Source organism: Streptomyces sp. NPDC020422 (genome assembly GCF_044386705.1).
Lineage (GTDB): Bacteria > Actinomycetota > Actinomycetes > Streptomycetales > Streptomycetaceae > Streptomyces.
Map to the genome: position 1 here is coordinate 781,110 of NZ_JBIRVJ010000001.1, position 22,415 is coordinate 803,524.

The following is a 22,415-nucleotide window of genomic DNA, read 5'->3' on the forward strand; positions in this document are numbered from 1 at the left end:
AGGAACATCACGTGAGTGACACACCCGTTTCGGCCTCCCCCTCCGGAGGCATGACCCGTCGTCGGTTCGTCAGTGGAACCGGTTCTCTTCTCGGCGGCCTCGCCCTCGCCGGACAGGTCTCGGCGGCGAGCGCCGCCACGCCCCCCGCCCCCGTCGGACTCGCGGCCGCCGCGTCCATCCCGCCCGGCGCCCACGTCCCCGTCCTCATCGTCGGCTCCGGCTACGGAGGTTCCGTCGCCGCCCTCCGTCTCGCCCTCGCCGGCGTCGACGTCCATCTGGTCGAAATGGGGATGGCCTGGGACACCGCGGGACCGGACGGCAACATCTTCGCCAACACCACCAGTCCGGACTACCGCTCCTTCTGGCTGCGCACCCGCACCAAGCAGCCCCTCAGCAACTTCCTGGGCTTCCCGCTCGACAAGGACGTCCCCCGGTACACCGGCATCCTCGACGCCGAGGACTTCGCCGGCATCACCGTCTACCAGGGCCGCGGCGTCGGCGGCGGCTCGCTCGTCAACGGCGGCATGGCCGTCACCCCCCGCAGGGAGCTCTTTCCGGGCATCCTGCCCACCGTCGACCCGGCCGAGATGTACGGCACCTACTACCCGCGTGCCAACGCCGGGCTCGGCGTCACCCAGGTCGACAAGTCGTGGTGGGAGAGCGCCGACTGCTACCAGTACGCGCGGGTCGGCCGCAAGCACGCCGAACGCTCCGGGTTCCCCTTCGTCTTCGTGCCCAACGTCTACGACTGGGAGTACATGAAGCAGGAGGCCATCGGCACCGTCCCCAAGTCCGCGCTGACCGGCGAGGTCATCTACGGCAACAACCACGGCAAGAAGAGCCTCCAGAAGACCTATCTGGCCCGGGCCGCCGAGACCGGCCGGGTCTGCGTCTCGCCGCTGCACCGGGTCACCACCGTCACCCCCGCGTCCGGCGGCGGCTACACGGTCGCCATGGACCGGCTCGACAACACCGGCGCCACCGTCGAGACCAAGACCGTCACCGCCGACCGGGTCTTCTTCGCAGCCGGCAGCGTCGGCACCAGCAAGCTGCTCACCCGTCTCAAGGCCACCGGCGCGCTGCCCGCCCTCAACGACCGGATCGGAAAGAACTGGGGCGACAACGGCAACGTCATGTGCGGGCGCGCCAACCACATGTGGGACGCCACCGGAAAGCTCCAGTCGTCGATGCCCACCGCCGGCATCGACAACTGGGACGCCGGCGGAGCCTTCGCCGAGGTCGCGCCCCTGCCGACCGGCATCGAGACCTACGCCTCGTTCTACCTCTCCATCACCAAGACCCCGCACCGCGCCGAGTTCCGCTGGAACGCGGCCACCGGGAGCGTCGACCTCACCTGGGACCGGGCCTGGAAGCAGACCTCCATCGACGCGGCGAAGACCATCTTCGACAAGATCAACGCCAAGGAGGGGACGATCTACCGCACCGACCTCTTCGGCTCCTACAAGATCTGGGGCGACCACCTCACGTACCACCCGCTCGGCGGCGCCGTCCTCGGCGAGGCCACCGACAACTACGGCCGCCTGCACGGCTACGACGGCCTGTACGTCATCGACGGGGCGCTCATCCCGGGCAGCACCACCGTCAACCCGTTCGTCACCATCACCGCGCTCGCCGAACGCAATATCGAGAAGATCATCGCCACCGACCTGTGACGGGGCGCCGAAAGGAGGGGGCCGGCCGGGCAGCAGCCCGGCCGGCCCCCTCCGGCGCTCAGTGGGTGGGCAGCACGCACACCGTGTCGAGGCCCAGCACCCGGTTGAGCCGGCCGAAGGCCAGCCACGAGCCCAGGCTCATCGTCAGCTCCACGATCTCCACCTGGCTGTACGCGGCCGTCATCCGCGCCCAGAACTCCTCGTCCAGGTTGTGGTGGTCCAGCGCGTACCGCTCCGCGTACTCCGCGGCCAGCCGGGTGCGCTCGTCGAAGGCGTCCGTCGTCCGCCAGGCCAGCACCGCCTCGGAGAACTCCTCCTCGACCTTCTCCCCGTCCCGGTCGGTCCGCCAGTCCAGGCAGAACCGGCAGCCGTTGATCTGCGCGATCCGCAGCCGCGCCGCCTCGAACTCCCGCAGTCCGAGAGTCGTATGGGAGTACACGGACAGCGAGAAGTTCGCCGCCGCCATCCCGATGCCGGGCACCATGTCGCCCCACACGTACCCGATCGGCTCCTGCCCCCCGGGAATGTCGATGATCACCGCAGTCTCCTTCCCAGCTTCCCGACCGCCGGCCTGAGCGGCACGTCCAGCGCGTCGTACAGACCCGGCTCGGCCGCCACGAGCCAGTCGATCGCCCCCACCAGCCGGCCCACGGCGGTGGCGTTGCCACCCGCGGACCGGTTCTCACCCTCGTCCGTCGCCTCGACCGTGACCTCGATCCGCGGGCGCCCCTCGACGATCACCCGGTGCGCCCCCGAGCCGTCGGGCGGGACCGGCCAGTCCGGGGCGCAGTCCGGGTGGATCCGGGTCACGTGCTCGATCACCAGCCTCGGCTCGCCGTCGACGATGCCCTGCACCTCGAAGCGCACCGCGCCCTGGGTGCCGGCCGCGAACTCGCCCATCGTCCTCGTGCGCACCGTCGCCTCCAGGGGGCGCCGGTCGAGCGTCTCGCGGATCTCCTCCAGCTCGACCCCGAGCGCCCGCGCCATCAGCCGCAGCTGGCCGCCCCACACCATGGTCGGCACCGAGGGCAGCAGCATCGGCGGCTCGTACTCCATGGGCTGCCCCATGCCGACGAGATAGCGGACCGACTCCTCCTGCTCGTACGTCGAGTAGTCGAAGATCTCCTGGCAGCGGATCGCCTCCACCGTGCTGCCCAGCCCGCTGACGAGCAGCGGCAGCACGTCGTTGCCCCAGCCCGGGTCCACCCCGGAGGCGAACAGCGAGCCGCCGCCCTCCTTCACCGCCGCCAGCACCGGCTCACGGAACTCGTCGGGCGCGCCCCGCTGGTCGTACAGCGGATACAGCGCCGGCGTCACGACCACCGCGCCCGCGCGCACCGCGCGCACGACGTCGGCGAGCGCCTCGTCGGGGCGCAGGTCACCGGAGGCCGCGTACACCACGGCGCCCGGTGACTGCGCGAGGACCGCCTCGACGTCGTCCCGGGCGAGGACGCCCAGGTCGTGCCCGAGCCCGGCGAGCCGGCCGGCGTCGCGGCCGACCTTGTCCGGGTTGGCGACGAGGACGGCCGAGAGTTCGAGCTCCGGGTGGGCCGCGACGGCGCGGATGGCCGCGCGCCCGACATTTCCGGTTCCCCACACCACCGTCGGAATCATGCGCGGAGGGTAGCGCCGGGGATGTGAGGTTCCCAGAGCCGTGACGCCAATTTGCTGACGGTCTTTCAGATTGCGGTGTCCGGGGGCACGGGAGGCCTGCTGCCGCCGCGACACTCCGCGTACCCCCGCGGGTCGTCCTCGGCCAGCCGGCGCAGTGCCGCCGCCACCCGCTCGCGCGGGTCGCCGTCGCCGTCGGGCAGCCGCCAGGCGAACTGGAGCCACGGCCCGTCCTCGTCCGCCTCGCCCTCGAAGATCCCCGGCCGGTAGAGGAACCAGAGCACCGTCGTGTACGGGTCGCGGGTGTCCACCCCGGCGTGGGTGAGCCGCGCGTCCCAGCGGGCGAGCAGCTCGGGCCTGCGGCGCAGCTCCCCGGCGAGCAGCCGCCCGGTCTCCCTGGCCGGCCACGACCAGCCGGTCTCGCGGCCCGCGCGGTCGAGCTCCGCGTCGTACGCGGTGGCGTCGAAGCGGTACGCGGGGAGCCGGGGCGGCTCCGTGCCGTCGGGCAGCCGGGGCGGGCGGCGCCAGTCACGCCACACCACCTCGTCGCCCTCCCGTACGACCGTCACCCACAGCGCACCGCAGCAGCCCTCGGTGCACCAGGCCTCCGCGAGCTGCACCTCCCGCGGCTCCTCGGTCGCCCTCAGCTCGCCGCTGTCGAGCAGGTGCTCGGGGGAGTGGCCAAAGCCGCGCCCGAACGCCTCGGGCACGAGGGGTCGCCCGTCGAGCAGGAAGCGGGTCTCGACCGGCTCCCGTTCGACGGGGTCCGTCGCGACCACCTCGATCCGCAGCCGTCCCGCCGGCCGTGCCCGCGAGGCGAAGAGCCGATCCGTGGTGCCGCGCACCCAGGCCGCCCGGTGCCGCACGGCGGGCGGCGCCGTGGCGTCGACCCGGTCCGGCAGGGTGGCCCACTCGGGTGAGGTGAGCAAGCCGCCCAGCGCGTCGAGGAGTTGCTCACGCTGCCCCTCCTGCCAGGGCAGGAGGTGGGAGGACCCGCTGTGCAGGTCCAGGGCGAGCGAGAGCAGCACGGCGCCCCGCCGGCCCGTCGGCTCCAGGGCGCAGGCGCGCCGCACCAGGGCCTCGTAGACCTCCACCGCGTCCGCGTAGCGCAGGATCTCGGAGCGGTAGTCCTGCCGGTTGGCCATCCGGACGAGCAGCCGCCCCGTCTGGTCGAGCAGCCGCGGGTCGACCCGGTCGCGCCGCACGAGCGCGGCCAGTCCGGACGCCTCGGCCAGGAGCCGGGCCCGGGCGGGGCGGACGTGCCCGATGTCCAGCGGCGCCTCGATCAGGGCGGTCGCCGCGGCGCGCCGGTCGCCGCAGGAGAAGGCGTCCACGAGGGCCCGCACTCCGTACCGGTCGGCCTGGGAGGTGAGCTGCAACAGGGCGGCGGCACGCCGGTCGAGGCGCTCCAGGGCGGAGACCGCCGGGGTGGTGAGCCCGCGCACCAGGCCCACCACCCGCAGGTCCGGCACGTCCGCGGGCTCGCCGAGCCGCAGCAGCAGCGCGAGCCCTACGGTGACGGGCCCCGTCTCCGTCCCCGTACGCACCAGATGGCGCCCGAGGGCCCGGGCGGCCGGCTCGTCGGGAAGGGCCAGTCCGGCGACGGCGGCGGCCACCACGCGCCGGCTCACGGGCAGTTCGGCAAGACGGCGCCGAAGGGACTCGGCGGTCGACCCGGGTGCGTCGCCGGGAGCGGCGAGCAGCGGCGCCAGGGCGTCCCGGGCGGCGGCGAGGGCCTCGTGATACCGCAGCGGCTCGGAGTCGTCCGGCGGATCCGCCGTGTCCTGGGAGCGGGTGTGTTCCGGGGCGGGGTAGCAGCCCGCGGGCGTCCGCCCGTCCGGCTCGGCGTCGAGCCTGGCACGGGCATAGGCGTACAAGGAGGGCCGGGAGGCGAGCGTCTGGCGCTCTTCCGGGGCGCTCACCGGGCGGGGGTGTACTCGATTCCGTCGATCATGCCCCGATGCTGCCCCACGGAGGGGCGGCCCGTCCAGGGGACGGCGCCCGCGTCAGGCTGCCGGCTAGCGTCCGGCGATCCGCCCGGCCAGGGCGGCACGGACCAGCGGGACGTCCGTGGCGGGGACGGCGAGTTCCCAGTAGCGGTCGGCGGCTTGCAGGGACAGCAGGCGGAACGTTCCCCTGGCCACCGCCGCGCTTCCCGCTCCGGTGACGGGGCCCGCGCCGTGCACGTGGAACGGAGCGACCAGGGTGACCTCGGCGCCCGGTCCGGCGAGGACCCGGAACGGCCGCCACACCACGGGCGACGCCGCCGCGGGATCGAGGATCAGCGAGCCCTGGCGGAAGCGGTCGCCGTCGCGGACGAAGGCGGTGACCTCGCGCGCCTGCCCGGCGCGCCACGCGGCGACATCCGCCTCGGCGCGCTGCCGGGCGGACCCGGTGAGCTGTCCGACGAGCCGGCCCGGATGCCGGAGCAGATCCGTGAAGGACTTTGTCCCCGCGGCCCGTTGCGTCCTTCGTCCCATCGTCGCCCCCTGTTCTCCCGGTCGCGCCCGCGCCCAGCGTAACGACGCAGGGCGGCGCGGTCGCGCGCGGGCCCTACGCGGCGGGTGCCCGTCCCTCCTCGTCCAGGCGCAGCGTCACGAACGGCACCGTGTCGCCCGGCAGGACGTAGCGCTCGGTCTCCACGAAGCCGTGGGACAGGGCGAAGCGGAGGCCCTCGGTGTTGCTCGCGAGGACGACGGTCTCCACTCCCTCGTCGCTCAGGGTGCGGGCGTGGGCGAGGCCGTGTTCGTACAGGGCCGTGCCGTAGCCGCGTCCCCGATATTCGGGGAGCACGCGGGCGATGACCGTGGCGGCGGGGGTGTCCTCGTCGGGCGGGCGGACGGTGGAGCAGCCGACGGCGACGCCGTCGGCGTAGGCGACGTCGAGGCGGTTGCGGGTCGCGCGCTCGCGGACGCCCCCGGGGGAGAGCGGGGCGGTGGGGATGATCGCGTTGTGGATCAGGCGCCAGTCCTCCAGGAGGTCCGGTCCGGCCGTCTCGATACGAAGATCGTTCATGGGGGCAGGAAAGCGGGTGGGTGTCGGGGCGTCAACTCCTTTGCCTCGTGGCCCGGACGGGTGAGGAGGCCGGGGCGGTGCGACAGGGCCGCGCGCGACCGGGTACGGATCCCGGCATTGCCCCGAGCCTCGGAGGTGGCCGAACCATGCCCGTCCGCAAGGGCACCGCAACGGTGCTGACCTGTGCCCTGACCGCGGCCCTGGCGCTGAGCGGCTGCACGACCCTCGCCCGCCCGTCCTCGGGGACCGCGCCGCCGTCCGTCCAGGACGCAGCCGACGGGCGGGGCGGGCGGGACGGCCAGAGCGGCCACGACGGCCAGGACGGGCGGGATCGGCGCGAAGGGGCCCGCCCCGCCCCGCGGCAGCAGCCGCTGCGGACCGCCGGACGGCTGCCCGGCATCGGGCCGCTGACGTACGCCCGCGTCCCCGACGGAACGAGCCAGGCACTCGTGGTCAGCGGCAAGGGCGCCGACGACAACGTGGTGACGGCCGTGCTCCACGAGCGGGGCCCCGACGGGCGCTGGCGGCCGGTCGCGGGTCCCTGGAGCGGCCACAACGCCCTGCGCGGCTGGACGGGCGACCACGTCGCCGGCGATCTGCGCTCGCCCACCGGCGTCTTCCGGATCGGCGACGCGGGCGGTCGGCTCCCCGACCCCGGGGCGCGGATCCCGTACGACCAGGACGAGGAGTTCGCGGTCTCGGGCACCGGCTTCCTCGGCGAGTCGCTGGAAGGCTCCTTCGACTACGTCGTCGCCATCGACTACAACCGGATCCCGGGGACGACGCCGCTGAACAAGGAGCGCCCGCTCGGCTCGGAGAGGGGCGGCGGGGTCTGGATCCACGTCGACCACGGCGGCCCCACCCAGGCCTGCGTCTCGCTGCCCCGCGAGGACATGGCCGAGCTGCTGCGCGCCCTCGACCCGGCGCGCGAGCCCGTCGTCGTGATGGGACCCGCGGGGGAGCTCGCCCGCTGAGCGGGCCCCCCGCGTGCCGTCCGCGCGCCCCCGCGCGCCGCTGCGCGGCGCCGCCGGTCAGGAGCCGGCGGCCCGCAGGGAGGCGGTGTGGGAGCGGACCTGCTCCGCGGTGAGGTAGGCGTCCGTGTACTCGAAGTCCCGCAGGGTGCCGGACTTCGACGCGAGGAAGCCGGTGCGCACGAAGTCGTCGCCCGCCACCGCGTTCAGCAGCCAGTTGGTCATCACCCGGGTCTTCGCCACGTTCGTGCGCAGCGCCGCCCAGTGGTAGGCGCGGGCCACCGCCTGGGCCGGCATGCCGTGCAGCTCGACGCCCAGCGGCTTCGACACGCCCTCCAGGCCGCCCAGGTCGACGACCAGGCCCAGGTCCTTGTGGACGTACGGCCGGGTCGGTTCGCCCCTGAGCGCGGCCACGAGGTTGTCGGCGAGCGCCTTGCCCTGGCGCATCGCGTGCTGGGCGGTGGGCGGGCAGATCGCGCCCTCCTCGCCCTTGGCGAGGTCCGGCACCGCCGCCGCGTCGCCCATGGCCCACACCCCGTCGAGACCGGGCACCGACATGTGCGAGGAGACCACGAGCCGGCCGCGGACGGTCTCGGCGCCCAGCGTGCCGATCAGCGGGCTCGCCGCGACCCCCGCCGTCCAGATCAGCGTCCGGCAGGGCAGTACCCGCCCGTCGGTGAGGGTCACGTTCTCCTCGTCCACCGAGGCCACCGACACCCCGAGGGAGACCTCGATCCCGCGCTTGCGCAGCACTTCGAGGGCCGACGCGCCCAGCTTGGGGCCGAGCTCGGGCATGAGCGTCGGTGCGATGTCCACCAGGTGCCACTTGATGAGCTTCGGGTCGAGACGCGGATAGCGCTTGACCGCGTTGTGGGTGAGCAGCTGCAGGCAGGCCGCCGTCTCCGTGCCGGCGTATCCGCCGCCGACCACCACGAACTGCAGGCGTGCCGCCCGCTCCGCCTCGTCCTGACTGGCGTCGGCGAGGTCCAGCTGGGCGATCACGTGGTCGCGGATGTACACCGCCTCGGCGAGCGTCTTCATGCCCCGGGCGTGCTCGGCGAGCCCCGGGATGTCGAAGGTGCGGGTGACGCTGCCCGGGGCCAGGACCAGGTGGTCGTACGGTTCGGTCTCCAGCTCGCCCGTGATGGTGCGCACCACGGCGACCTTGGCGGCGGTGTCCACGCCGACCGCGCCGCCCGGGATGATCCGGGTGCGGTGCCGTTCGCTGCGGCGCAGCGACAGCGCGACCGACTGCGGGGTCAGCACGCCGGAGGCGACCTGGGGCAGCAGTGGCAGGTACAGCTGGTACGAGAAGGGCGACAGGAGCGAGATCGCCGCCTCCCGTGCGGTCAGCCGCCGTTCCAGGCGCCGTACGCACCCGATCCCTGCGAAACCGGCGCCCACCACGAGGATCCTCGGTCGAGACACGGTGTCAGCCCGCCCTTCCACGTTCCTGGCCGTCGACGGCCCTTGAAGGCTGACTAACCGTGCGCATCATCCTGAAACCATTCATATGCGCCGAATGGGCGAAGGGAGGGGTGAGGCTCGGCCGGCCGGGGACGCCGACGGCATGCGGCCCGCCCCCGGCTGTGGCTCAGTGGGAGCATGTGGCAGTTCTTCGCGGACAACCCCTGGTTGACGCTGTTCCTCGTCATCGCGGCCGGCTCCCTCTTCGGCATGGTCCGTTTCGGACCGGTCAAACTCGGCGCCGCCGGGGTGCTCTTCGTCGGTCTGCTGCTCGGTGCCCTCGACCAGGACATCGGCCCCGCCGTCCCCGCCGGGCTCGCCGTCTTCGGCCTCGCCCTGTACGTGTACACCGTCGGCCTGGAGGCCGGACCCGCCTTCTTCCGCGAGCTGCGCCCCCAGCTCGGCGTGATGCTCGGCGCGGTCGCCGCGCTCGTCGTGACCGCCGTGGCCGTCGGGCTCCTCGGGAACAAGGTCCTCGGGATCCCCGGCACCTACCTGGCCGGCGGCTACGCCGGCATCGGCACCACCACCCCCGGCCTCGCCGCCGCCCAGGCCTCCGCCGCGAACCCCACGGAACCGGCCACCGGGTACGCCATCGGCTATCCGCTCGCCGTCGTCCTCACCATCCTCTTCGTCTCGGCCATCGCCGCCGTCCGCGCCTGGCCCGGCCGCCGCGACCCCGGTAGCGGCCTGCCCGACCGGCTGGTCACCCGCACCGTGACCGTCGACCGCGCCCAGAAGTGGGGCGAGGTCCCCGGCGTCGCCGACGGGCGCCTGCTCGCCAGCGTCCACCAGGCCGTCGGCGCGGCCCCGCGGGTCGCCCGCGGACTCGGCGCCCTCGCCCCGGGCGACCGGGTCGTCCTCGTCGGCGGACCCGAAGCCGTCGCCGAGGGCGCCGCCGCGCTCGGCCGGGAGGACGCCGACCATCTGCTCGACCGGCGCGACACCGTCGACTACCGGCGCATCCTGCTCACCAACCCCGACCTGGCCGGGCGCACCCTCGGCGAGCTCGCGCTGTCCGACCGGTACGGGGCCATGGCCACCCGGGTCCGCCGCGGCGACCAGGACCTCCTCGCCCACGACGACCTGCTGCTCCAGCTCGACGACCGGATCCGGGTCGTCATGCCACGGGCCCGTACCGCCGAGGTCACCGCCTACCTCGGCGACACGGAGGCCAAGGTGAGCGAGGTCAGTGCCGTCAGCATGGGGCTCGGCCTGGCCGCCGGCTTCCTCATCGGCATCCCCAAGCTCACCCTCGGCGCCACCACCCTCTCCCTCGGCACCGCGGCAGGCCCCCTCGTCATGGCGATGGTCCTCGGCCGCCTCCGCCGCACCGGCCCGCTGGTGTGGGTGCTGCCCACCCGCGCCAACCTGACCCTGCGCCAGATCGGCCTGCTCGTCTTCCTCGCCTGCGTCGGGCTGACCTCGGGCTACGCCTTCCGCCGCGAGGCCTTCTCCGTCTTCGGCCTGAAACTCGCCCTCGTCCTGCTGGCGAGCGCCGTCCTCAGCTACGCCCTGATGGTCCTGGTGGCCCGGCTCCTGGGCCAGAGCCGTCCCCGGACGATGGGCCTGCTGGCCGGCTACGTCGGAAACCCCGCCATCACGGCGTACGCGAACAGCAGGGTCTCCGACAGCAGGGTGAACACCGGCTACGCGACGCTCTTCGCCCTCGCCATCCTGGTGAAGATCGTCTGCATCCAGCTCATCGTCGGGCTGTGACCGGCGCCCGGCGGACCCGTCCCGTCACCCCGTGACGCTGGGCGCTCCGGTCTCGATGTGGCCGGTGTAGCGGCGCGACCAGGTGCCGTCGAGGTCGGCGAGGATCGTGAAGTCGTACCAGCCGCCGCTGTACGCCACGGCGTTGAAGTAGTCCTCGCGGGAGGAGCCGGCCGGCACCGTGTACGTCCACGGGCCGTCGGTGCGGTAGGCGTCGGAGCGGATGGTGAAGGTGACCGCGGAGGCCGAGGCGTTGGTCATCTTGAACCAGATCGCCGTCTTGCCGGTGCCGGGCTCCGTCGCGAACCGCGCCGCCACCTCGATGTCCTTGCCCGCCTTGGAGGCGTCGCCGATGAAACGGCGCAGGAAGCGGTTGGGTCCCATCATCGAGATGTCGTACTTCCCCGAGCCCGAGCCGAGCCCGATGTTGAAGTAGTCGCTCGCGGTGCCGCCCGGGTCGACCGTGTACTGCCAGGCCGCGGTGTCCCGGTACTGGTGCGGATGGATCGAGAAGTGTGCGGGACGGCGCGCCTCCGTGCCCTGGTTGGTCATCGAGAACCAGGCGAGGATCTTCCCGGCGGCACCGAACTCGAAGCGGTCCAGGTTGCCGTTCACCTGGTACGGGACGGCCCGCGCGGGACGCGTCCCCGGCTCCTGCGGGGGCAGGGCGTTGTCCTGGGGGACCGGGTTGGGCAGCGGGCCGCAGGTGGCCTGGCCGATGACCTTGGCGGTGGAGGGCAGGCCCGCGGGGACGCCGTACACCGGGTGGGCGAAGTCGAAGACACCGGTCAGGTCGCCGACCACCTTGCGGCGCCACGCGCTGATGTTGGGGCAGGAGGCGGGGGTGCCGAGCGCCGCCGTCCAGGTCTCCATGAAGCGCAGGACGGAGGTGTGGTCGAAGACCTCGGAGCTGACCCAGCCGCCGCGGGTCCACGGGGACATGACGATCATCGGGACGCGGAAGCCGAGGCCGATCGGCACCCCGTCGATGTACTCGCCGGGCGTCCCGGGCGGCGCGACCGGCGGCGGCACGTGGTCGAAGAAGCCGTCGTTCTCGTCGTAGTTGAGGAAGAGCACGGTCGAGTCGAAGACCTCGGGGTTGGCGGCCAGCGCCCGGTAGACCAGGTCGACGAAGTGGGCGCCGTCGCCGGGCGGGGCGTAGGGGTGCTCGGAGAACGCCTCGCTGGCCACCACCCAGGAGACCTGCGGCAGGGTGCCGGCCACGACGTCGGCGCGGATCGCCGCGGCGATGTCGTCCGGGGTCGAGCCGGTGACCTTGGGCACCGATGCCATGCCCCGGTCGTACAGCGGGTCGCCGGGCTTGGCGTCGGTGAACTTCTTGAAGTACGCGAGGCCGTTGTCGCCGTAGTTGTCCTGGGCGTTCTGGTAGACCTTCCAGCTCATCCCGGCGCGCTGCAGGGCCTCCGCGTAGGTCTCCCAGGTCAGCCCGGACTCGTCGCCGCCGTCCTTGCTGGAGGCGTCGACCTTCCCGCTCCACAGGAAGGTGCGGTTGGGACCGGTGGCGCTGAGCGTCGAGCAGAAGTACGCGTCGCAGATGGTGTACGCGTCGGCGAGGGCGTAGTGGAACGGGATGTCGCCGCGGTCCAGGTGGCCCAGGGTGCGGGTGTTGCCCACACCGGTGACCCAGTTGTCCATCCGTCCCTTGTTCCAGGCGGCGTGCTGCGAGGTCCAGCTGTGCGGCAGGTCGCCGTTGCACTGGGCCAGGGTCTCGCCGTCGACCCCGCCGGCCGGGGGAGTGGAGCTGAGCTTCCACGGGTACTGCCGACCGCCCCAGTTGGGCTGGTTGAACGTGCCCCAGCCGCCCGGGATGTTGCCCGCGGCGCGGTCGCGGAAGCCGCGCACCCCGCGCAGGCGCCCGAAGTAGTGGTCGAAGCTGCGGTTCTCCTGCATGAGGATCACCACGTGCTTCACGTCGGTCAGGGTCCCGGTCGCCGCGGCGGCGGCCGCCGAGACGGTCTCCCCCGCGGCGGCGGCCCGCCCGGCCGGCAGCGCCGCTCCGGCGGCGAGCCCCGCGCCTATCCCGACGAACCCTCTGCGGCTGATGGGAAGCATGCCCCGCCCCTCACGTCACTGGCGGCCCCGGTGGCGCGCCGATGGACAGGATGGGGGAACGGGAGCCAAAGGTATACGGCCGTGCAGTAATCGATTGGTGAACTTACGAGGGATGCTCAGATCTCCGGCTGGTACCCGCCTCCGATTGGTCCGGATACGGACCAATGCGATGCGGTGGAAGAATGAGAGACGACACGCACCCGGATCCGGACCACCATGGAGGTGGATCATGGGCGAGGCACGCGACGTCATGGACCGTCTCACCGAAGCAGTGACCCACGGGGACCTCGACGCGATCGGCGCCCTCTACACCGAGGACGCCGTCGCCCTCACACCCGACGAAGGCGAGATCCGGGGACGCGACGCGATCGTCGAGTACTGGCGCTCGATGACCACGTCGATACCCGAGGCCACGTTCACCTACCGCAATCGCTTCGAGATCGGCGACACCGCCATCGACGAAGGCATCTTCAGCGGCAGGAACACCGGCCCCATCCCCATGCCCGACGGGGAGACCCTGCCGCCGACGGGCAAGACCGTCACCCTCCGCGGGATCGACCTCGCGCAGGTCGCGGACGGCCGCATCCGGAGCTACCGGCTCTACTTCGACCAGTGGGAGTTCCTGGACCAGCTCGGCCTGCTGCCGCAGGACTGAACCGCCGCCGAGCCGGGGCGGGCCGCGCGCTGTCGGTCGCGTGGTCCACAATCGTCGGCATGACCGAGACGAGCGCGGACACCGGCACCACCGACCCCTACCTCTGGCTGGAGGAGGTCGAAGGCGAGCGCGCCCTCGACTGGGTGCGCGAGCGGAACGCCGAGACGCGCGCCGAGCTCGCCGGCGGCGAGGGCTTCGACGCGCTCGTCGCCGAGCTGCGCGAAGTGCTCGACGCCCCCGACCGCATCCCGTACACCCGCCGGCGCGGCGCCCACCTCTACAACTTCTGGCAGGACGCCGAGCACACCCGCGGCGTCTGGCGCCGCACCACCCTGGAGGAGTACCGCACCGACGAGCCCGACTGGGACGTGCTGCTCGACCTCGACGCGCTCGCCGCCGCCGAGGGCGAGGACTGGACCTGGGCCGGCGCCCAGGTGCTCAGGCCCGCCTACCGGCGCGCCCTCGTGAGCCTCGCCCGCGGCGGCGGCGACGCCGTCGTGGTGCGGGAGTACGACCTGGTGGAGCGGGCCTTCGTCGAGGACGGCTTCCGGCTGCCCGAGGCCAAGACCGACATCGGCTGGATCGACGAGGACCACGTCTACGTCGGCACCGACCACGGCCCCGGCTCCATGACCGCCTCGGGCTACCCGCGCACGGTGCGCCGCTGGCGCCGCGGCACCCCGCTCGACCAGGCCGAACTCGTCCACGAGGGAGCCGAGTCCGACCTCGTCGTCTCGGCCTGGCACGACGCGACCGAGGGCTACGAGCGCGACTTCGTCGCCCGCTACCGGGACTTCTGGCACCACGAGACCCACCTCCTCACCGAGAACGGCGAGCTGCGCCGCATCGACGTCCCCGACGACGCCGAGCGCTCCGTGTACCGCGAGTGGCTCCTCGTCACCCCCAAGGCGCCCTGGCTCGGACAGCCCGCGGGCACCCTGCTCGCCTTCCGCTTCGACGCCTTCCTCGCCGGACGGCGCGAGCCCGACGTCCTCTTCACGCCCGACGAGCGCACCGCCCTCGCCGGCCACTCCTGGACCCGCCACCACCTGGTCGTCGAGACCCTCCAGGACGTCGCCACCCGGATCCACGTCCTCACCCCGCCCACCGGCCCGGGCGACTGGAAGCGCGAGGAGCTGGCCGACATCCCGCCGCTGGCCTCGGCCGGCCTCATCGACACCGACCCCGACTCCGGCGACGAATACTTCCTCTCCGTCACCGGCCACCTCATCCCGCCCTCCCTGCACCGCGGCGAGATCGGCGGCCCCGGCGAGCCGATCAAGCAGGCCCCCGCGCGCTTCGACGCGACCGGCCTCGACGCCCGCCAGTACTTCGCGACCTCCGCCGACGGCACCCGCGTCCCCTACACCGTCGTCGGCCGCCACGGAGCACTCCCCGGTCCCACCCTGCTCACCGGCTACGGCGGCTTCGAGGTCTCCCTCACCCCGTCCTACAACGCCGTCCGCGGCCGCGCCTGGCTCGCCCGCGGCGGCACCTACGTGGTCGCCGGCATCCGAGGAGGCGGCGAGTACGGCCCGCGCTGGCACCGCAGCGCCCTCAAGGCCGACCGGCCCCGCGCCTACGAGGACTTCGAGGCCGTGGCCCGCGACCTGGTCGCCCGCGGCATCACCACCCCCGACCGGCTGGGCATCACCGGAGGCAGCAACGGCGGCCTGCTGATGGGCGCGATGCTGGTCCGCAGCCCCGAGCTGTTCGGCGCGATCGTCGGCCACGTCCCGCTGCTCGACATGCTGCGCTTCCACACCCTGCTGGCCGGCGCCAGCTGGATCGCGGAGTACGGCGACCCCGATGACCCGGCCGACCGGCCGCACCTGGCGGCGCTCTCCCCCTACCACCACCTGGAAGCCGGTCCGGCCTACCCGCCCGTGCTGCTCACCACCTCCACCCGCGACGACCGCGTCCACCCCGGGCACGCCCGCAAGGCCGCCGCCCGGCTGCGGGAGCTCGGCCACCGGGTGCTGCTCCACGAGACCCTCGCCGGCGGCCACGCAGGTGCCACCGACCACGAGCAGACCGCGTACAACAGCGCCTTGGAGCACACCTTCCTCTGGCGGACCCTGAGCCCCTGAGCCGCTGAGCCCCTGAGCCGCTGAGCCCCGCCGGGACCGTGGCCTCCGGCGGGCCACGGTCCCGGCGGCTCAGACCAGGGCGCCGTCGCGGGCCACGACCCGGCCCGCCCGCACCACGAGCTCCCGGCGCGGCACGTCGACCACGGCCTGCGGCACGCACTCGCCCTGGGCGCTGTGCGCGCGAAGGAGGCGCAGCTCCCGGAAGACGACGGCGGACGGCGCGGCGGGCGCGGCGGTCCGCGGTGAGGACACGGCGGGTCACCGGGGCTCGTACGGCGAACGAACGGACGCCGCTCGGTATACCAGCCGGTTGGTGTACCACGCACGGGCGCGCGGAGGGGCGAGACGAGACTCAGGCGAGCTGTCCGTCCTCGCGCCGCGCCAGCAGGCAGCACCGCCGGGTCTCGGCCTCGTGCGGATAGGGTCCCCGCACCAGCTCGGCCTCGATGCCGAAACCGGCCGCGCGCAGGGCCTCGGCGACGTCGGGGGGCCGCAGGAAGTGGAAGTCGACGTCCACCTCGTGCCCCCACCACTCGGTCATGTTCCGCACCTCGGCGCCGATGTGGAAGGAGACCAAGAGCCGGCCGCCGGGCCGCAGCGTCCGCCGGATCTCGGCGAGGGCCGGAGCCAGTTCGCCGGGCGCCAGGTGGATCAGCGAGTAGAGGGCGACGGCCGCGTCGAACTCGCCGTCGCGCGCCGGAAGCCGCAGCAGGTCGCCCTCGCGGAACTCGGCCTCGGGGTGCCGCTCGCGGCCGAGGGCCACCATGGCGGGGGACAGGTCCACACCCACCACGCGGGGCGCCTCGGCCCGGCCGGCGATCCAGGCGGCGACATGCCCGGGCCCGCAGCCCAGGTCCGCGACGACCGCGCCCTCGCCCGCCTGCTCCACGAGCGCGCCGATCAGGGCCCGGTCGAGCGGCTTCCCGTCGAGCTCGTCGCCGATCCGCGCGAGGTACTCGCCGGCCACGGCGTCGTAGCTGCGCCGCACCCGCTCGTGGCCCGGCTCCCCGGCCCCCGTCGCACCATTCGCACCCGTCATCTCTCCGGCCCCCTCCGTCGTACGGTCCGCGGTCTTCGTGGTCCTGCCCGCTACTGCATGGGGTGCTGCATCGGCTGCTGCATCGGCCCGCGCGCCGGGGCGATCCCGGCCGGCGGCATCTGGATCACCCGGCTGAGGTCGCGCAGCACCTCTTCGGCGGTCCGGCGCACGTCACCGGGCACGTCCCCCTGCTCGCGTATCAGCTCGGAGTAGATGGGGGCGGTGGTGTCCGCGTGGTTCATCGGGTTCGCTTCCTCGGGGTGCTCGGACGTGCTCGGGCGTGCTGGGGACTCGTACGGGGCGGTGCAGGCGTGGCCGGCCGGCGCCGGGGCCCCGACGGCGGCCACAAGACGGCGAGTCTACGGGGCCCCGGTCGCGCCCCGTGGTAGGGGCTCACCCCTCGGACCGGGCCCCGCGCTCCGGACCACGCGGAGGCCGGCGGTGCCCGGCAGGCCCGCCGGACGCGGGGAACGCCGTGGAAATCGCTGGTCAGCCCCGTCGCGGGCCGGAAGAATGAGGCTCCTTGAAACCGGGAGGGAACCCATGAGCCAGGCGTACCTGACTCTCGACGCGCTGCTGCCGGCGCAGGAGCTCGCGGCGGCCGTCGAAGCCGGGCATGTGACCCGGAAGTCGCACCCCGAGCTGCCGCTGTCGATCTACACGTACACGCGGGTCTGTCAGTACGAAGGCGTCTGGAACGAGGTCACCGTCCGCTGCCGGGGCCTCGTCGCCGACGACACCACCGGCCGGATCGTGGCCCTGCCGCTGCCCAAGTTCTTCAACGTCTCCGAGCACGAGACCGGCCGCCCCTACGCGCCCGCTCTGCCCGAAGAGCCGTTCGAGGTGTACGAGAAGGTCGACGGCAGCCTCGGCGTGGTCTTCCACTACGAGGGCCGGTGGCGGGTCGCCTCCAAGGGCTCCTTCATCAGCACCCAGGCCACGTGGGCGCAGCGCCGCCTCGACTCCGCCGACACCTCGGCGCTGGTCCCCGGCGTGACGTACCTCGCGGAGATCGTCTACCCGCAGAACCGGATCGTCGTCGACTACGGCGACCGCCGCGACCTCGTCCTGCTCGCCGCCTTCGGCCCGGACGGCACCGAACTCGCCCTCGCCGAGGCCGCGGACGCCTGGACGGGCATCGGGTCCGTCGTCACGCTCCACCCGCCGATGCCGCTCGACGCCCTCGTCAAGCTCACGGAGTCGAGCACGCTGCCCGACGGCGCCCCCGCGACCGGCACCGACGCCGAGGGCTTCGTGCTCCGCTTCGCCTCCGGCGTACGCGCCAAGGCGAAGATCGCCGAGTACGTGCGCCTCCACAAGGTGCTCACCGGCGTCACCGAGCGGGACATCTGGCGCGGGCACGGCATCCAGCGCTTCGCCGGCACCTCCGCCAAGCGGCTCGCCCAGGGCCTCGGCCTGTCCATGGCCGAGCTCGGCGGTGTGCGCGCCCAGGGCGGACGGCCGCTGGACGCCCTCCTGGAGCAGGTGCCGGACGAGTTCGACGCCTGGGTGCGGTCCGTCATCGCCCGCCTCGAGGACGCCTTCGCCGAGCGCGAGCGCGCCATCGACGAGGCGTACGCCGCGCTCGCCCCGCTCGCCCACGACCGGGGCGCGTTCGCCCGGGCGGCCAAGCGGCTGCCCGACCCCAGCCTGCGCTCCGCCCTCTTCCTGCGCCTCGACGGGCGCTCCACCGAGCTGTTCACCTGGCGGTCGCTGCGCCCCGAGACCGCCGACCCCTTCACCACCGACGAGGAGAACTGACCGTGCCCGTGGTCCACGTCATGACCGGACTGCCCGCCTCGGGCAAGACGACCGCCGCCCGCGAACTCCAGGAGCGGTCCGAGGGCCGGATGCGCCGGGTCAACCTCGACGACCTGCGTACCATGCTCGACCTGCCGGGCGGCGACGGCCGCTCGCCCGCCCACGAGCAGACCGTCCTCGGCATCCAGGACGCGGCCGTCCGCGCCGCCGTCGACGACGGCTTCGACGTGGTCGTCGACAACACCCACCTCACCCCGCACATCCCCAAGCGCCTCAAGGCCGCCGTCGCGGGCCGCGAAGCAACCTTCGTCGTGCACGACTTCACCCACGTGCCCGTCGAGGAGTGCGTCCGCCGCGACGCCGCCCGCCGGCGGCCCGTCGGCGAGGAGATCATCCGGATCCTCGCCGACAAGCACACCAAGGCCACCCGCGGCGGCTGGCGGCTCACCGACGACTGGCTCAACGACCGGCCCGCCGTCACCCCGTACGTCGCCGACCCCGCGCTGCCCTCCGCCGTGATGTGCGACATCGACGGCACCCTCGCGCTGCGCGGCGACCGCGGCCCGTACGACTTCAGCCGCTGCGACCTCGACCTGCTCAACGTCTCGGTCCGCGAGGCCCTGCGCGCCTTCCAGCGCGCCCACCAGGACCGGATCGTGCTGCTGTCCGGCCGCAGCGAGGACCACAGGGCGCTCACCGAGGCCTGGCTCGAGCGGTACGAAGTGCCCTACGACGAGCTGTGGATGCGCGCCTCCGACGACGGCCGCTCCGACGACCTCGTCAAGGCCGAGCTCTTCGACGCGCACGTCCGCGACCGCTACGCGGTCCGCGTCTCGCTGGACGACCGGGACCGGGTGGTCGCGGTGTGGCGCCGGATGGGACTGCCCACCTGGCAGGTCAACTACGGCAACTTCTGACCGGCAGGAGACCGGCAGGAGGCCGGCAGGGGGCCGGCAGGAGGCAGGAAGGAGACCGGCAGGAGGCCGGAAGGAGAAGGGGACGAAGGCCGCCGCCGGCCTCCGCCCCGAGACCTAGACGGCTCGCGCCCGGGGTCGGATGCCGCGCCCGGTCGTGCCGTCCTAGGGTGGCAGGTGGCCCTCACGGCTCGCGACCGCAACGACCGAGGAGATGTACCCGCGCATGATCCGCCGCACCGACGAGGTCGAAGACCTCATGCACCGCTTCCCGCACGTCCCCCGGGAGGCGGTGATCAAGGAAGATCTGCTGCGCGGCGGCATCGCCTTCGACGACTCGGCCCTCACCGACAGCGCCAACGAGGCGTCCGGCGAGGTCAAGCCCAAGTCGTACTTCATCTTCTCGTTCGACCACCGCACCCTGCCGGAGCTCGGCGAGGCCGCGCTGCGCCGCCCGCCGGAGGAGATCGTGCTCACCGGCGGCCCCTACGAGCTGCGCCGCACCGTCGTCTCCGTCCGCGTCAACCCGTCGTCGCCGTACCGCGTCGCCGCGGGCGAGGACGGCATGCTCGGGCTCTACCTCGACGGGCGCCGCATCTCGGACGTCGGCCTGCCTCCCATGCCGGAGTACTACCGGCACACCCTCTCCAGCGGGAAGTCCGTGATGGAGGTGGCGCCCACCATCCAGTGGGGCTACCTGATCTACCTCACGGTCTTCCGCGTCTGCCAGTACTTCGGCGCCAAGGAGGAGTGCCAGTACTGCGACATCAACCACAACTGGCGCCAGCACAAGGCCGCCGGACGTCCCTACACCGGCGTCAAGGACGTGGAGGAGGTCCTGGAGGCGCTGGCGATCATCGACAAGTACGACACGACCGGCGCCTCGACCGCGTACACCCTCACCGGCGGCGCGGTCACCTCGCAGGTCGGCGGCAAGGACGAGGCGGACTTCTACGGCCAGTACGCGCAGGCCATCGAGGACCGCTTCCCCGGGCGCTGGATCGGCAAGGTCGTCGCCCAGGCCCTGCCCAAGGCCGACGTCCAGCGCTTCAAGGACTACGGCATCCAGATCTACCACCCCAACTACGAGGTGTGGGACCGCCGGCTGTTCGAGCTGTACTGCCCCGGCAAGGAGCGCTACGTGGGCCGCGACGAGTGGCACCGCCGGATCCTGGACTCGGCCGAGGTCTTCGGCCCGCGCAACGTCATCCCCAACTTCGTGGCCGGCGTGGAGATGGCCGAGCCCTTCGGCTTCACGACGGTCGGCGAGGCGATCGACTCCACCACGGAGGGCCTGGAGTACTTCATGTCGCGCGGCATCACGCCCCGCTTCACCACCTGGTGCCCGGAGCCCACCACCCCGCTCGGCAAGGCCAACCCCGAGGGCGCGCCGCTGGAGTACCACATCCGGCTGCTGGAGGCCTACCGCGCGACCATGGAGGCCCACGGCCTCAGCTCGCCCCCCGGCTACGGCCCGGCGGGCCCCGGCAATGCGGTCTTCTCCGTCAGCTCCTTCATGGACAGCCTCCCGGCCGCCGACTGACGTCCACCCCGCAGGGGCGGTGGGGCCGGACCCTCTCCGGCCCCACCCCCTCGCCGCCTCTTGCGGAAAGTCCTTGCAGGATCTTGCAGGCGCGCGTCGGCCGCTGTTTGACTGCGCGCATGAGCAGCGACATCGACGTCCTCGTCCTCGGCGGGGCCGGGGTCGACACCATCGTGTACGTCCCCGAACTGCCCCTGCCCTTCGCCGACAGCCATATGATCCGGCCCGGGATCGAGACCCGCGCCGGGCAGACCGGCGACTTCGTCTCCCTCGGGCTGCACCGGCTGGGACTGCGGACCCACCACCTGGACCTGGTCGGGGCCGACCCCGAGGGCGACCTCGTGCGCAGGTTCCACCACGAGCAGGGCATCCCGTTCACCGAGGTGCCGCACCCCGCGGGGACCAAGCGGGCCGTCAACCTCGTGGGCCCCGACGGACGCAGGCTCTCGCTGTACGACGCCACCCGCGGCCACGACGACGACCGGCTGCCGGAGGAGACCGTCAAGGCGCTCGCCGCGCGCAGCGGCCACGCCCATGTCTCGCTGACCCAGCCCTGCGCCCACGCCCTGCCCGCGCTGCGCGAGGCCGGCGTGACGCTCTCGACGGACCTGCACGACTGGGACGGCACCGCGGCGTACCACGAGGCGTTCGCGTACGAGGCCGACGTCGTCTTCCTCTCCACCGTGGCCCTGGACGACCCCGAGCGCACGATGCGCGGCATCGCCGCACGCGGGCGGGCCTCCGTCGTCGTCGCCACCGCGGGCGCCGCCGGCGCCTACCTCCTGACCGGGGCCGATGACGAACTCGTCCATGTGCCCGCCGTCACCCCGCCCGCCCCCGTCGTCGACAGCAACGGCGCGGGCGACGCCTTCGCGGCGGGCTTCCTGGCCGCCTGGCTCTCCGGGGCGCCCGTACGGGAGTGCGCGCTGCACGGCTCGGTGGCCGGCGCCTACGCCTGCACCGTGCCCGCGACCCGTGCCGACGCCATCGGGCGCGACGCACTGCGGGCGGAGGTGGCACGGCTGCGCGCGACCGCCCCCGATGGTCACTGAACCGTCGGGGGACATGTCAGGATCGAAGGATGACAGACAAGATCATCGCGGCGTGCGACGGCGCGTCCAAGGGCAATCCCGGACCCGCGGCCTGGGCCTGGGTCATCGGCAACGGGGACGGTGGGGTCGCCCACTGGGAGGCCGGACCGCTCGGCACCGCGACCAACAACGTGGCCGAACTCACCGCGCTGCTCAGGCTCCTGGAGCACATGGACCCGGCCGTGCCCGCGGAGGTGCGGATGGACTCGCAGTACGCGATGAAGGCCGTCACCACCTGGCTGCCGGGCTGGCGCCGCAAGGGCTGGAAGACCTCCGCCGGCACCCCGGTCGCCAACAAGGACCTCGTGGTGCGGATCGACGAGCTGCTCGCCGACCGACGCGTGGAGTTCGTGTACACCCCCGCCCACCAGGTCGACGGCGACCCGCTCAACGACGCCGCCGACCGCGCCGCCAGCCACACCGCACGCACCCAGGAGCCGGCCGGATCCGCCGCCGGCTCCCCCCTGCCGCCCCCGGAGCCGGGCTCCGCCCGCCCGGCCGCGAAGCGTGCCCCCAAGGCAGCCGGTGGTGCCGCCCGCGGGCCCCGGAAGGCGGGCTCCTCCGGCAGCCCCACGCTCAAGGCCCGGTTCCCCGGGCGGTGCCGCTGCGGCAAGCCGTACGGCAAGGGCGAGACGATCACCAAGAACCCCGACGGATGGGGGCATCCGACCTGCGCGGAAGCCGTTTCCTAGCGGGGGTCGGAGGCCTGTTTGGGCCGTGTGAGGGATCGGGGTGAACCGGACATTCACCCAGCTGTGCGCTCGGGTTCGTGTGGGGTTCTGTTCACGAGGCGCTC

The 22,415-nt window shown here is 73.3% G+C and carries 20 protein-coding genes; 10 read left to right on the forward strand and 10 right to left on the reverse strand.

Annotated elements, in window-relative coordinates; genetic code table 11:
* Positions 1 to 50: 50 nt before the first annotated feature.
* Positions 51 to 1,673 carry a GMC oxidoreductase gene (locus tag ACH414_RS03465; RefSeq protein ID WP_391768286.1) on the forward strand — a complete coding sequence of 541 codons (1,623 nt, stop codon included), beginning with the start codon at positions 51 to 53 and terminating at the stop codon, positions 1,671 to 1,673.
* 58 nt (positions 1,674 to 1,731) lie between these two features.
* On the opposite strand, the gene ACH414_RS03470 is transcribed toward ACH414_RS03465, so the two are convergent.
* The 5 genes from ACH414_RS03470 to ACH414_RS03490 all read right to left on the reverse strand — a co-directional run bounded on the left by ACH414_RS03470 (position 1,732) and on the right by ACH414_RS03490 (position 6,299).
* On the reverse strand, positions 1,732 to 2,211 hold the full coding sequence (locus ACH414_RS03470; RefSeq protein ID WP_398940703.1) for a carboxymuconolactone decarboxylase family protein: 480 nt from the start codon (positions 2,209 to 2,211) through the stop codon (positions 1,732 to 1,734).
* Positions 2,208 to 3,287, reverse strand: coding sequence for a dihydrodipicolinate reductase (locus ACH414_RS03475; RefSeq protein ID WP_382543896.1), 1,080 nt, complete (start codon positions 3,285 to 3,287; stop codon positions 2,208 to 2,210). Before ACH414_RS03475 ends, ACH414_RS03470 begins: the two co-directional genes overlap by 4 nt.
* A 65-nt stretch (positions 3,288 to 3,352) precedes the next feature.
* Positions 3,353 to 5,206 (reverse strand): hypothetical protein, encoded by a 1,854-nt coding sequence (locus tag ACH414_RS03480; RefSeq protein WP_398940704.1) that lies wholly within the window; start codon positions 5,204 to 5,206, stop codon positions 3,353 to 3,355.
* Positions 5,207 to 5,302: 96 nt separating this feature from the next.
* Positions 5,303 to 5,764: a hypothetical protein gene (locus ACH414_RS03485; protein ID WP_398940705.1), complete on the reverse strand. Its 462-nt coding sequence runs from the start codon at positions 5,762 to 5,764 to the stop codon at positions 5,303 to 5,305.
* A gap of 73 nt (positions 5,765 to 5,837) precedes the next feature.
* Positions 5,838 to 6,299 carry a GNAT family N-acetyltransferase gene (locus tag ACH414_RS03490; protein ID WP_398940706.1) on the reverse strand — a complete coding sequence of 154 codons (462 nt, stop codon included), beginning with the start codon at positions 6,297 to 6,299 and terminating at the stop codon, positions 5,838 to 5,840.
* A gap of 146 nt (positions 6,300 to 6,445) precedes the next feature.
* Between ACH414_RS03490 and ACH414_RS03495 the strand changes: the two genes are divergently transcribed.
* Positions 6,446 to 7,273, forward strand: a complete 828-nt coding sequence (locus tag ACH414_RS03495) for a L,D-transpeptidase family protein (RefSeq protein ID WP_382543907.1) — start codon at positions 6,446 to 6,448, stop codon at positions 7,271 to 7,273.
* 57 nt (positions 7,274 to 7,330) lie between these two features.
* On the opposite strand, the gene ACH414_RS03500 is transcribed toward ACH414_RS03495, so the two are convergent.
* Positions 7,331 to 8,698: an NAD(P)/FAD-dependent oxidoreductase gene (locus tag ACH414_RS03500; protein ID WP_382543910.1), complete on the reverse strand. Its 1,368-nt coding sequence runs from the start codon at positions 8,696 to 8,698 to the stop codon at positions 7,331 to 7,333.
* 177 nt (positions 8,699 to 8,875) lie between these two features.
* Between ACH414_RS03500 and ACH414_RS03505 the strand changes: the two genes are divergently transcribed.
* Positions 8,876 to 10,456 carry an aspartate:alanine exchanger family transporter gene (locus ACH414_RS03505; protein WP_382543912.1) on the forward strand — a complete coding sequence of 527 codons (1,581 nt, stop codon included), beginning with the start codon at positions 8,876 to 8,878 and terminating at the stop codon, positions 10,454 to 10,456.
* Positions 10,457 to 10,480: 24 nt separating this feature from the next.
* On the opposite strand, the gene ACH414_RS03510 is transcribed toward ACH414_RS03505, so the two are convergent.
* The gene (locus tag ACH414_RS03510; RefSeq protein ID WP_382543915.1) at positions 10,481 to 12,526 is read right to left on the reverse strand and encodes a phosphocholine-specific phospholipase C; all 2,046 of its coding nucleotides are present in this window, start codon (positions 12,524 to 12,526) and stop codon (positions 10,481 to 10,483) included.
* A gap of 229 nt (positions 12,527 to 12,755) precedes the next feature.
* Here ACH414_RS03510 and ACH414_RS03515 point away from each other — a divergent pair, with 229 nt between their 5' ends.
* Positions 12,756 to 13,181 (forward strand): ester cyclase, encoded by a 426-nt coding sequence (locus tag ACH414_RS03515; protein WP_382543918.1) that lies wholly within the window; start codon positions 12,756 to 12,758, stop codon positions 13,179 to 13,181.
* A 59-nt stretch (positions 13,182 to 13,240) separates the two neighbouring features.
* Positions 13,241 to 15,271, forward strand: coding sequence for a prolyl oligopeptidase family protein (locus ACH414_RS03520; protein WP_398940707.1), 2,031 nt, complete (start codon positions 13,241 to 13,243; stop codon positions 15,269 to 15,271).
* Between the two features lie 69 nt (positions 15,272 to 15,340).
* On the opposite strand, the gene ACH414_RS03525 is transcribed toward ACH414_RS03520, so the two are convergent.
* The 3 genes from ACH414_RS03525 to ACH414_RS03535 form a co-directional block, all read right to left on the reverse strand.
* The gene (locus ACH414_RS03525) at positions 15,341 to 15,523 is read right to left on the reverse strand and encodes a hypothetical protein (protein WP_386567185.1); all 183 of its coding nucleotides are present in this window, start codon (positions 15,521 to 15,523) and stop codon (positions 15,341 to 15,343) included.
* Between the two features lie 100 nt (positions 15,524 to 15,623).
* A complete protein-coding gene (locus ACH414_RS03530; protein ID WP_398940708.1) occupies positions 15,624 to 16,310 on the reverse strand; it encodes a class I SAM-dependent methyltransferase in 687 nt (228 codons plus the stop codon).
* A gap of 50 nt (positions 16,311 to 16,360) precedes the next feature.
* Positions 16,361 to 16,552 carry a hypothetical protein gene (locus ACH414_RS03535; RefSeq protein WP_382543930.1) on the reverse strand — a complete coding sequence of 64 codons (192 nt, stop codon included), beginning with the start codon at positions 16,550 to 16,552 and terminating at the stop codon, positions 16,361 to 16,363.
* A gap of 301 nt (positions 16,553 to 16,853) precedes the next feature.
* Here ACH414_RS03535 and ACH414_RS03540 point away from each other — a divergent pair, with 301 nt between their 5' ends.
* From ACH414_RS03540 to ACH414_RS03560, 5 genes are all read left to right on the forward strand, one after another.
* Positions 16,854 to 18,071: an RNA ligase gene (locus ACH414_RS03540; protein WP_391768293.1), complete on the forward strand. Its 1,218-nt coding sequence runs from the start codon at positions 16,854 to 16,856 to the stop codon at positions 18,069 to 18,071.
* A 2-nt stretch (positions 18,072 to 18,073) separates the two neighbouring features.
* On the forward strand, positions 18,074 to 18,988 hold the full coding sequence (locus ACH414_RS03545) for an AAA family ATPase (RefSeq protein WP_382543936.1): 915 nt from the start codon (positions 18,074 to 18,076) through the stop codon (positions 18,986 to 18,988).
* A gap of 223 nt (positions 18,989 to 19,211) precedes the next feature.
* On the forward strand, positions 19,212 to 20,528 hold the full coding sequence (locus ACH414_RS03550; RefSeq protein ID WP_382543939.1) for a radical SAM protein: 1,317 nt from the start codon (positions 19,212 to 19,214) through the stop codon (positions 20,526 to 20,528).
* Positions 20,529 to 20,647: 119 nt separating this feature from the next.
* Positions 20,648 to 21,580 carry a PfkB family carbohydrate kinase gene (locus tag ACH414_RS03555; RefSeq protein ID WP_382543942.1) on the forward strand — a complete coding sequence of 311 codons (933 nt, stop codon included), beginning with the start codon at positions 20,648 to 20,650 and terminating at the stop codon, positions 21,578 to 21,580.
* A gap of 29 nt (positions 21,581 to 21,609) precedes the next feature.
* Complete coding sequence (locus ACH414_RS03560) at positions 21,610 to 22,311, forward strand: ribonuclease H (protein ID WP_382543945.1); 702 nt, start codon at positions 21,610 to 21,612, stop codon at positions 22,309 to 22,311.
* Positions 22,312 to 22,415: the final 104 nt, after the last annotated feature.

Coding starts and splice junctions, on each gene's coding strand:
- ACH414_RS03465 (WP_391768286.1), top strand. CDS start 51: ATGACCCGTCGTCGGTTCGTCAGTGGAACCGGTTCTCTTCTCGGCGGC.
- ACH414_RS03475 (WP_382543896.1), bottom strand. CDS start 3,287: ATGATTCCGACGGTGGTGTGGGGAACCGGAAATGTCGGGCGCGCGGCC.
- ACH414_RS03485 (WP_398940705.1), bottom strand. CDS start 5,764: ATGGGACGAAGGACGCAACGGGCCGCGGGGACAAAGTCCTTCACGGAT.
- ACH414_RS03490 (WP_398940706.1), bottom strand. CDS start 6,299: ATGAACGATCTTCGTATCGAGACGGCCGGACCGGACCTCCTGGAGGAC.
- ACH414_RS03495 (WP_382543907.1), top strand. CDS start 6,446: ATGCCCGTCCGCAAGGGCACCGCAACGGTGCTGACCTGTGCCCTGACC.
- ACH414_RS03505 (WP_382543912.1), top strand. CDS start 8,876: ATGTGGCAGTTCTTCGCGGACAACCCCTGGTTGACGCTGTTCCTCGTC.
- ACH414_RS03510 (WP_382543915.1), bottom strand. CDS start 12,526: ATGCTTCCCATCAGCCGCAGAGGGTTCGTCGGGATAGGCGCGGGGCTC.
- ACH414_RS03515 (WP_382543918.1), top strand. CDS start 12,756: ATGGGCGAGGCACGCGACGTCATGGACCGTCTCACCGAAGCAGTGACC.
- ACH414_RS03520 (WP_398940707.1), top strand. CDS start 13,241: ATGACCGAGACGAGCGCGGACACCGGCACCACCGACCCCTACCTCTGG.
- ACH414_RS03530 (WP_398940708.1), bottom strand. CDS start 16,310: ATGACGGGTGCGAATGGTGCGACGGGGGCCGGGGAGCCGGGCCACGAG.
- ACH414_RS03535 (WP_382543930.1), bottom strand. CDS start 16,552: ATGAACCACGCGGACACCACCGCCCCCATCTACTCCGAGCTGATACGC.
- ACH414_RS03540 (WP_391768293.1), top strand. CDS start 16,854: ATGAGCCAGGCGTACCTGACTCTCGACGCGCTGCTGCCGGCGCAGGAG.
- ACH414_RS03550 (WP_382543939.1), top strand. CDS start 19,212: ATGATCCGCCGCACCGACGAGGTCGAAGACCTCATGCACCGCTTCCCG.
- ACH414_RS03555 (WP_382543942.1), top strand. CDS start 20,648: ATGAGCAGCGACATCGACGTCCTCGTCCTCGGCGGGGCCGGGGTCGAC.
- ACH414_RS03560 (WP_382543945.1), top strand. CDS start 21,610: ATGACAGACAAGATCATCGCGGCGTGCGACGGCGCGTCCAAGGGCAAT.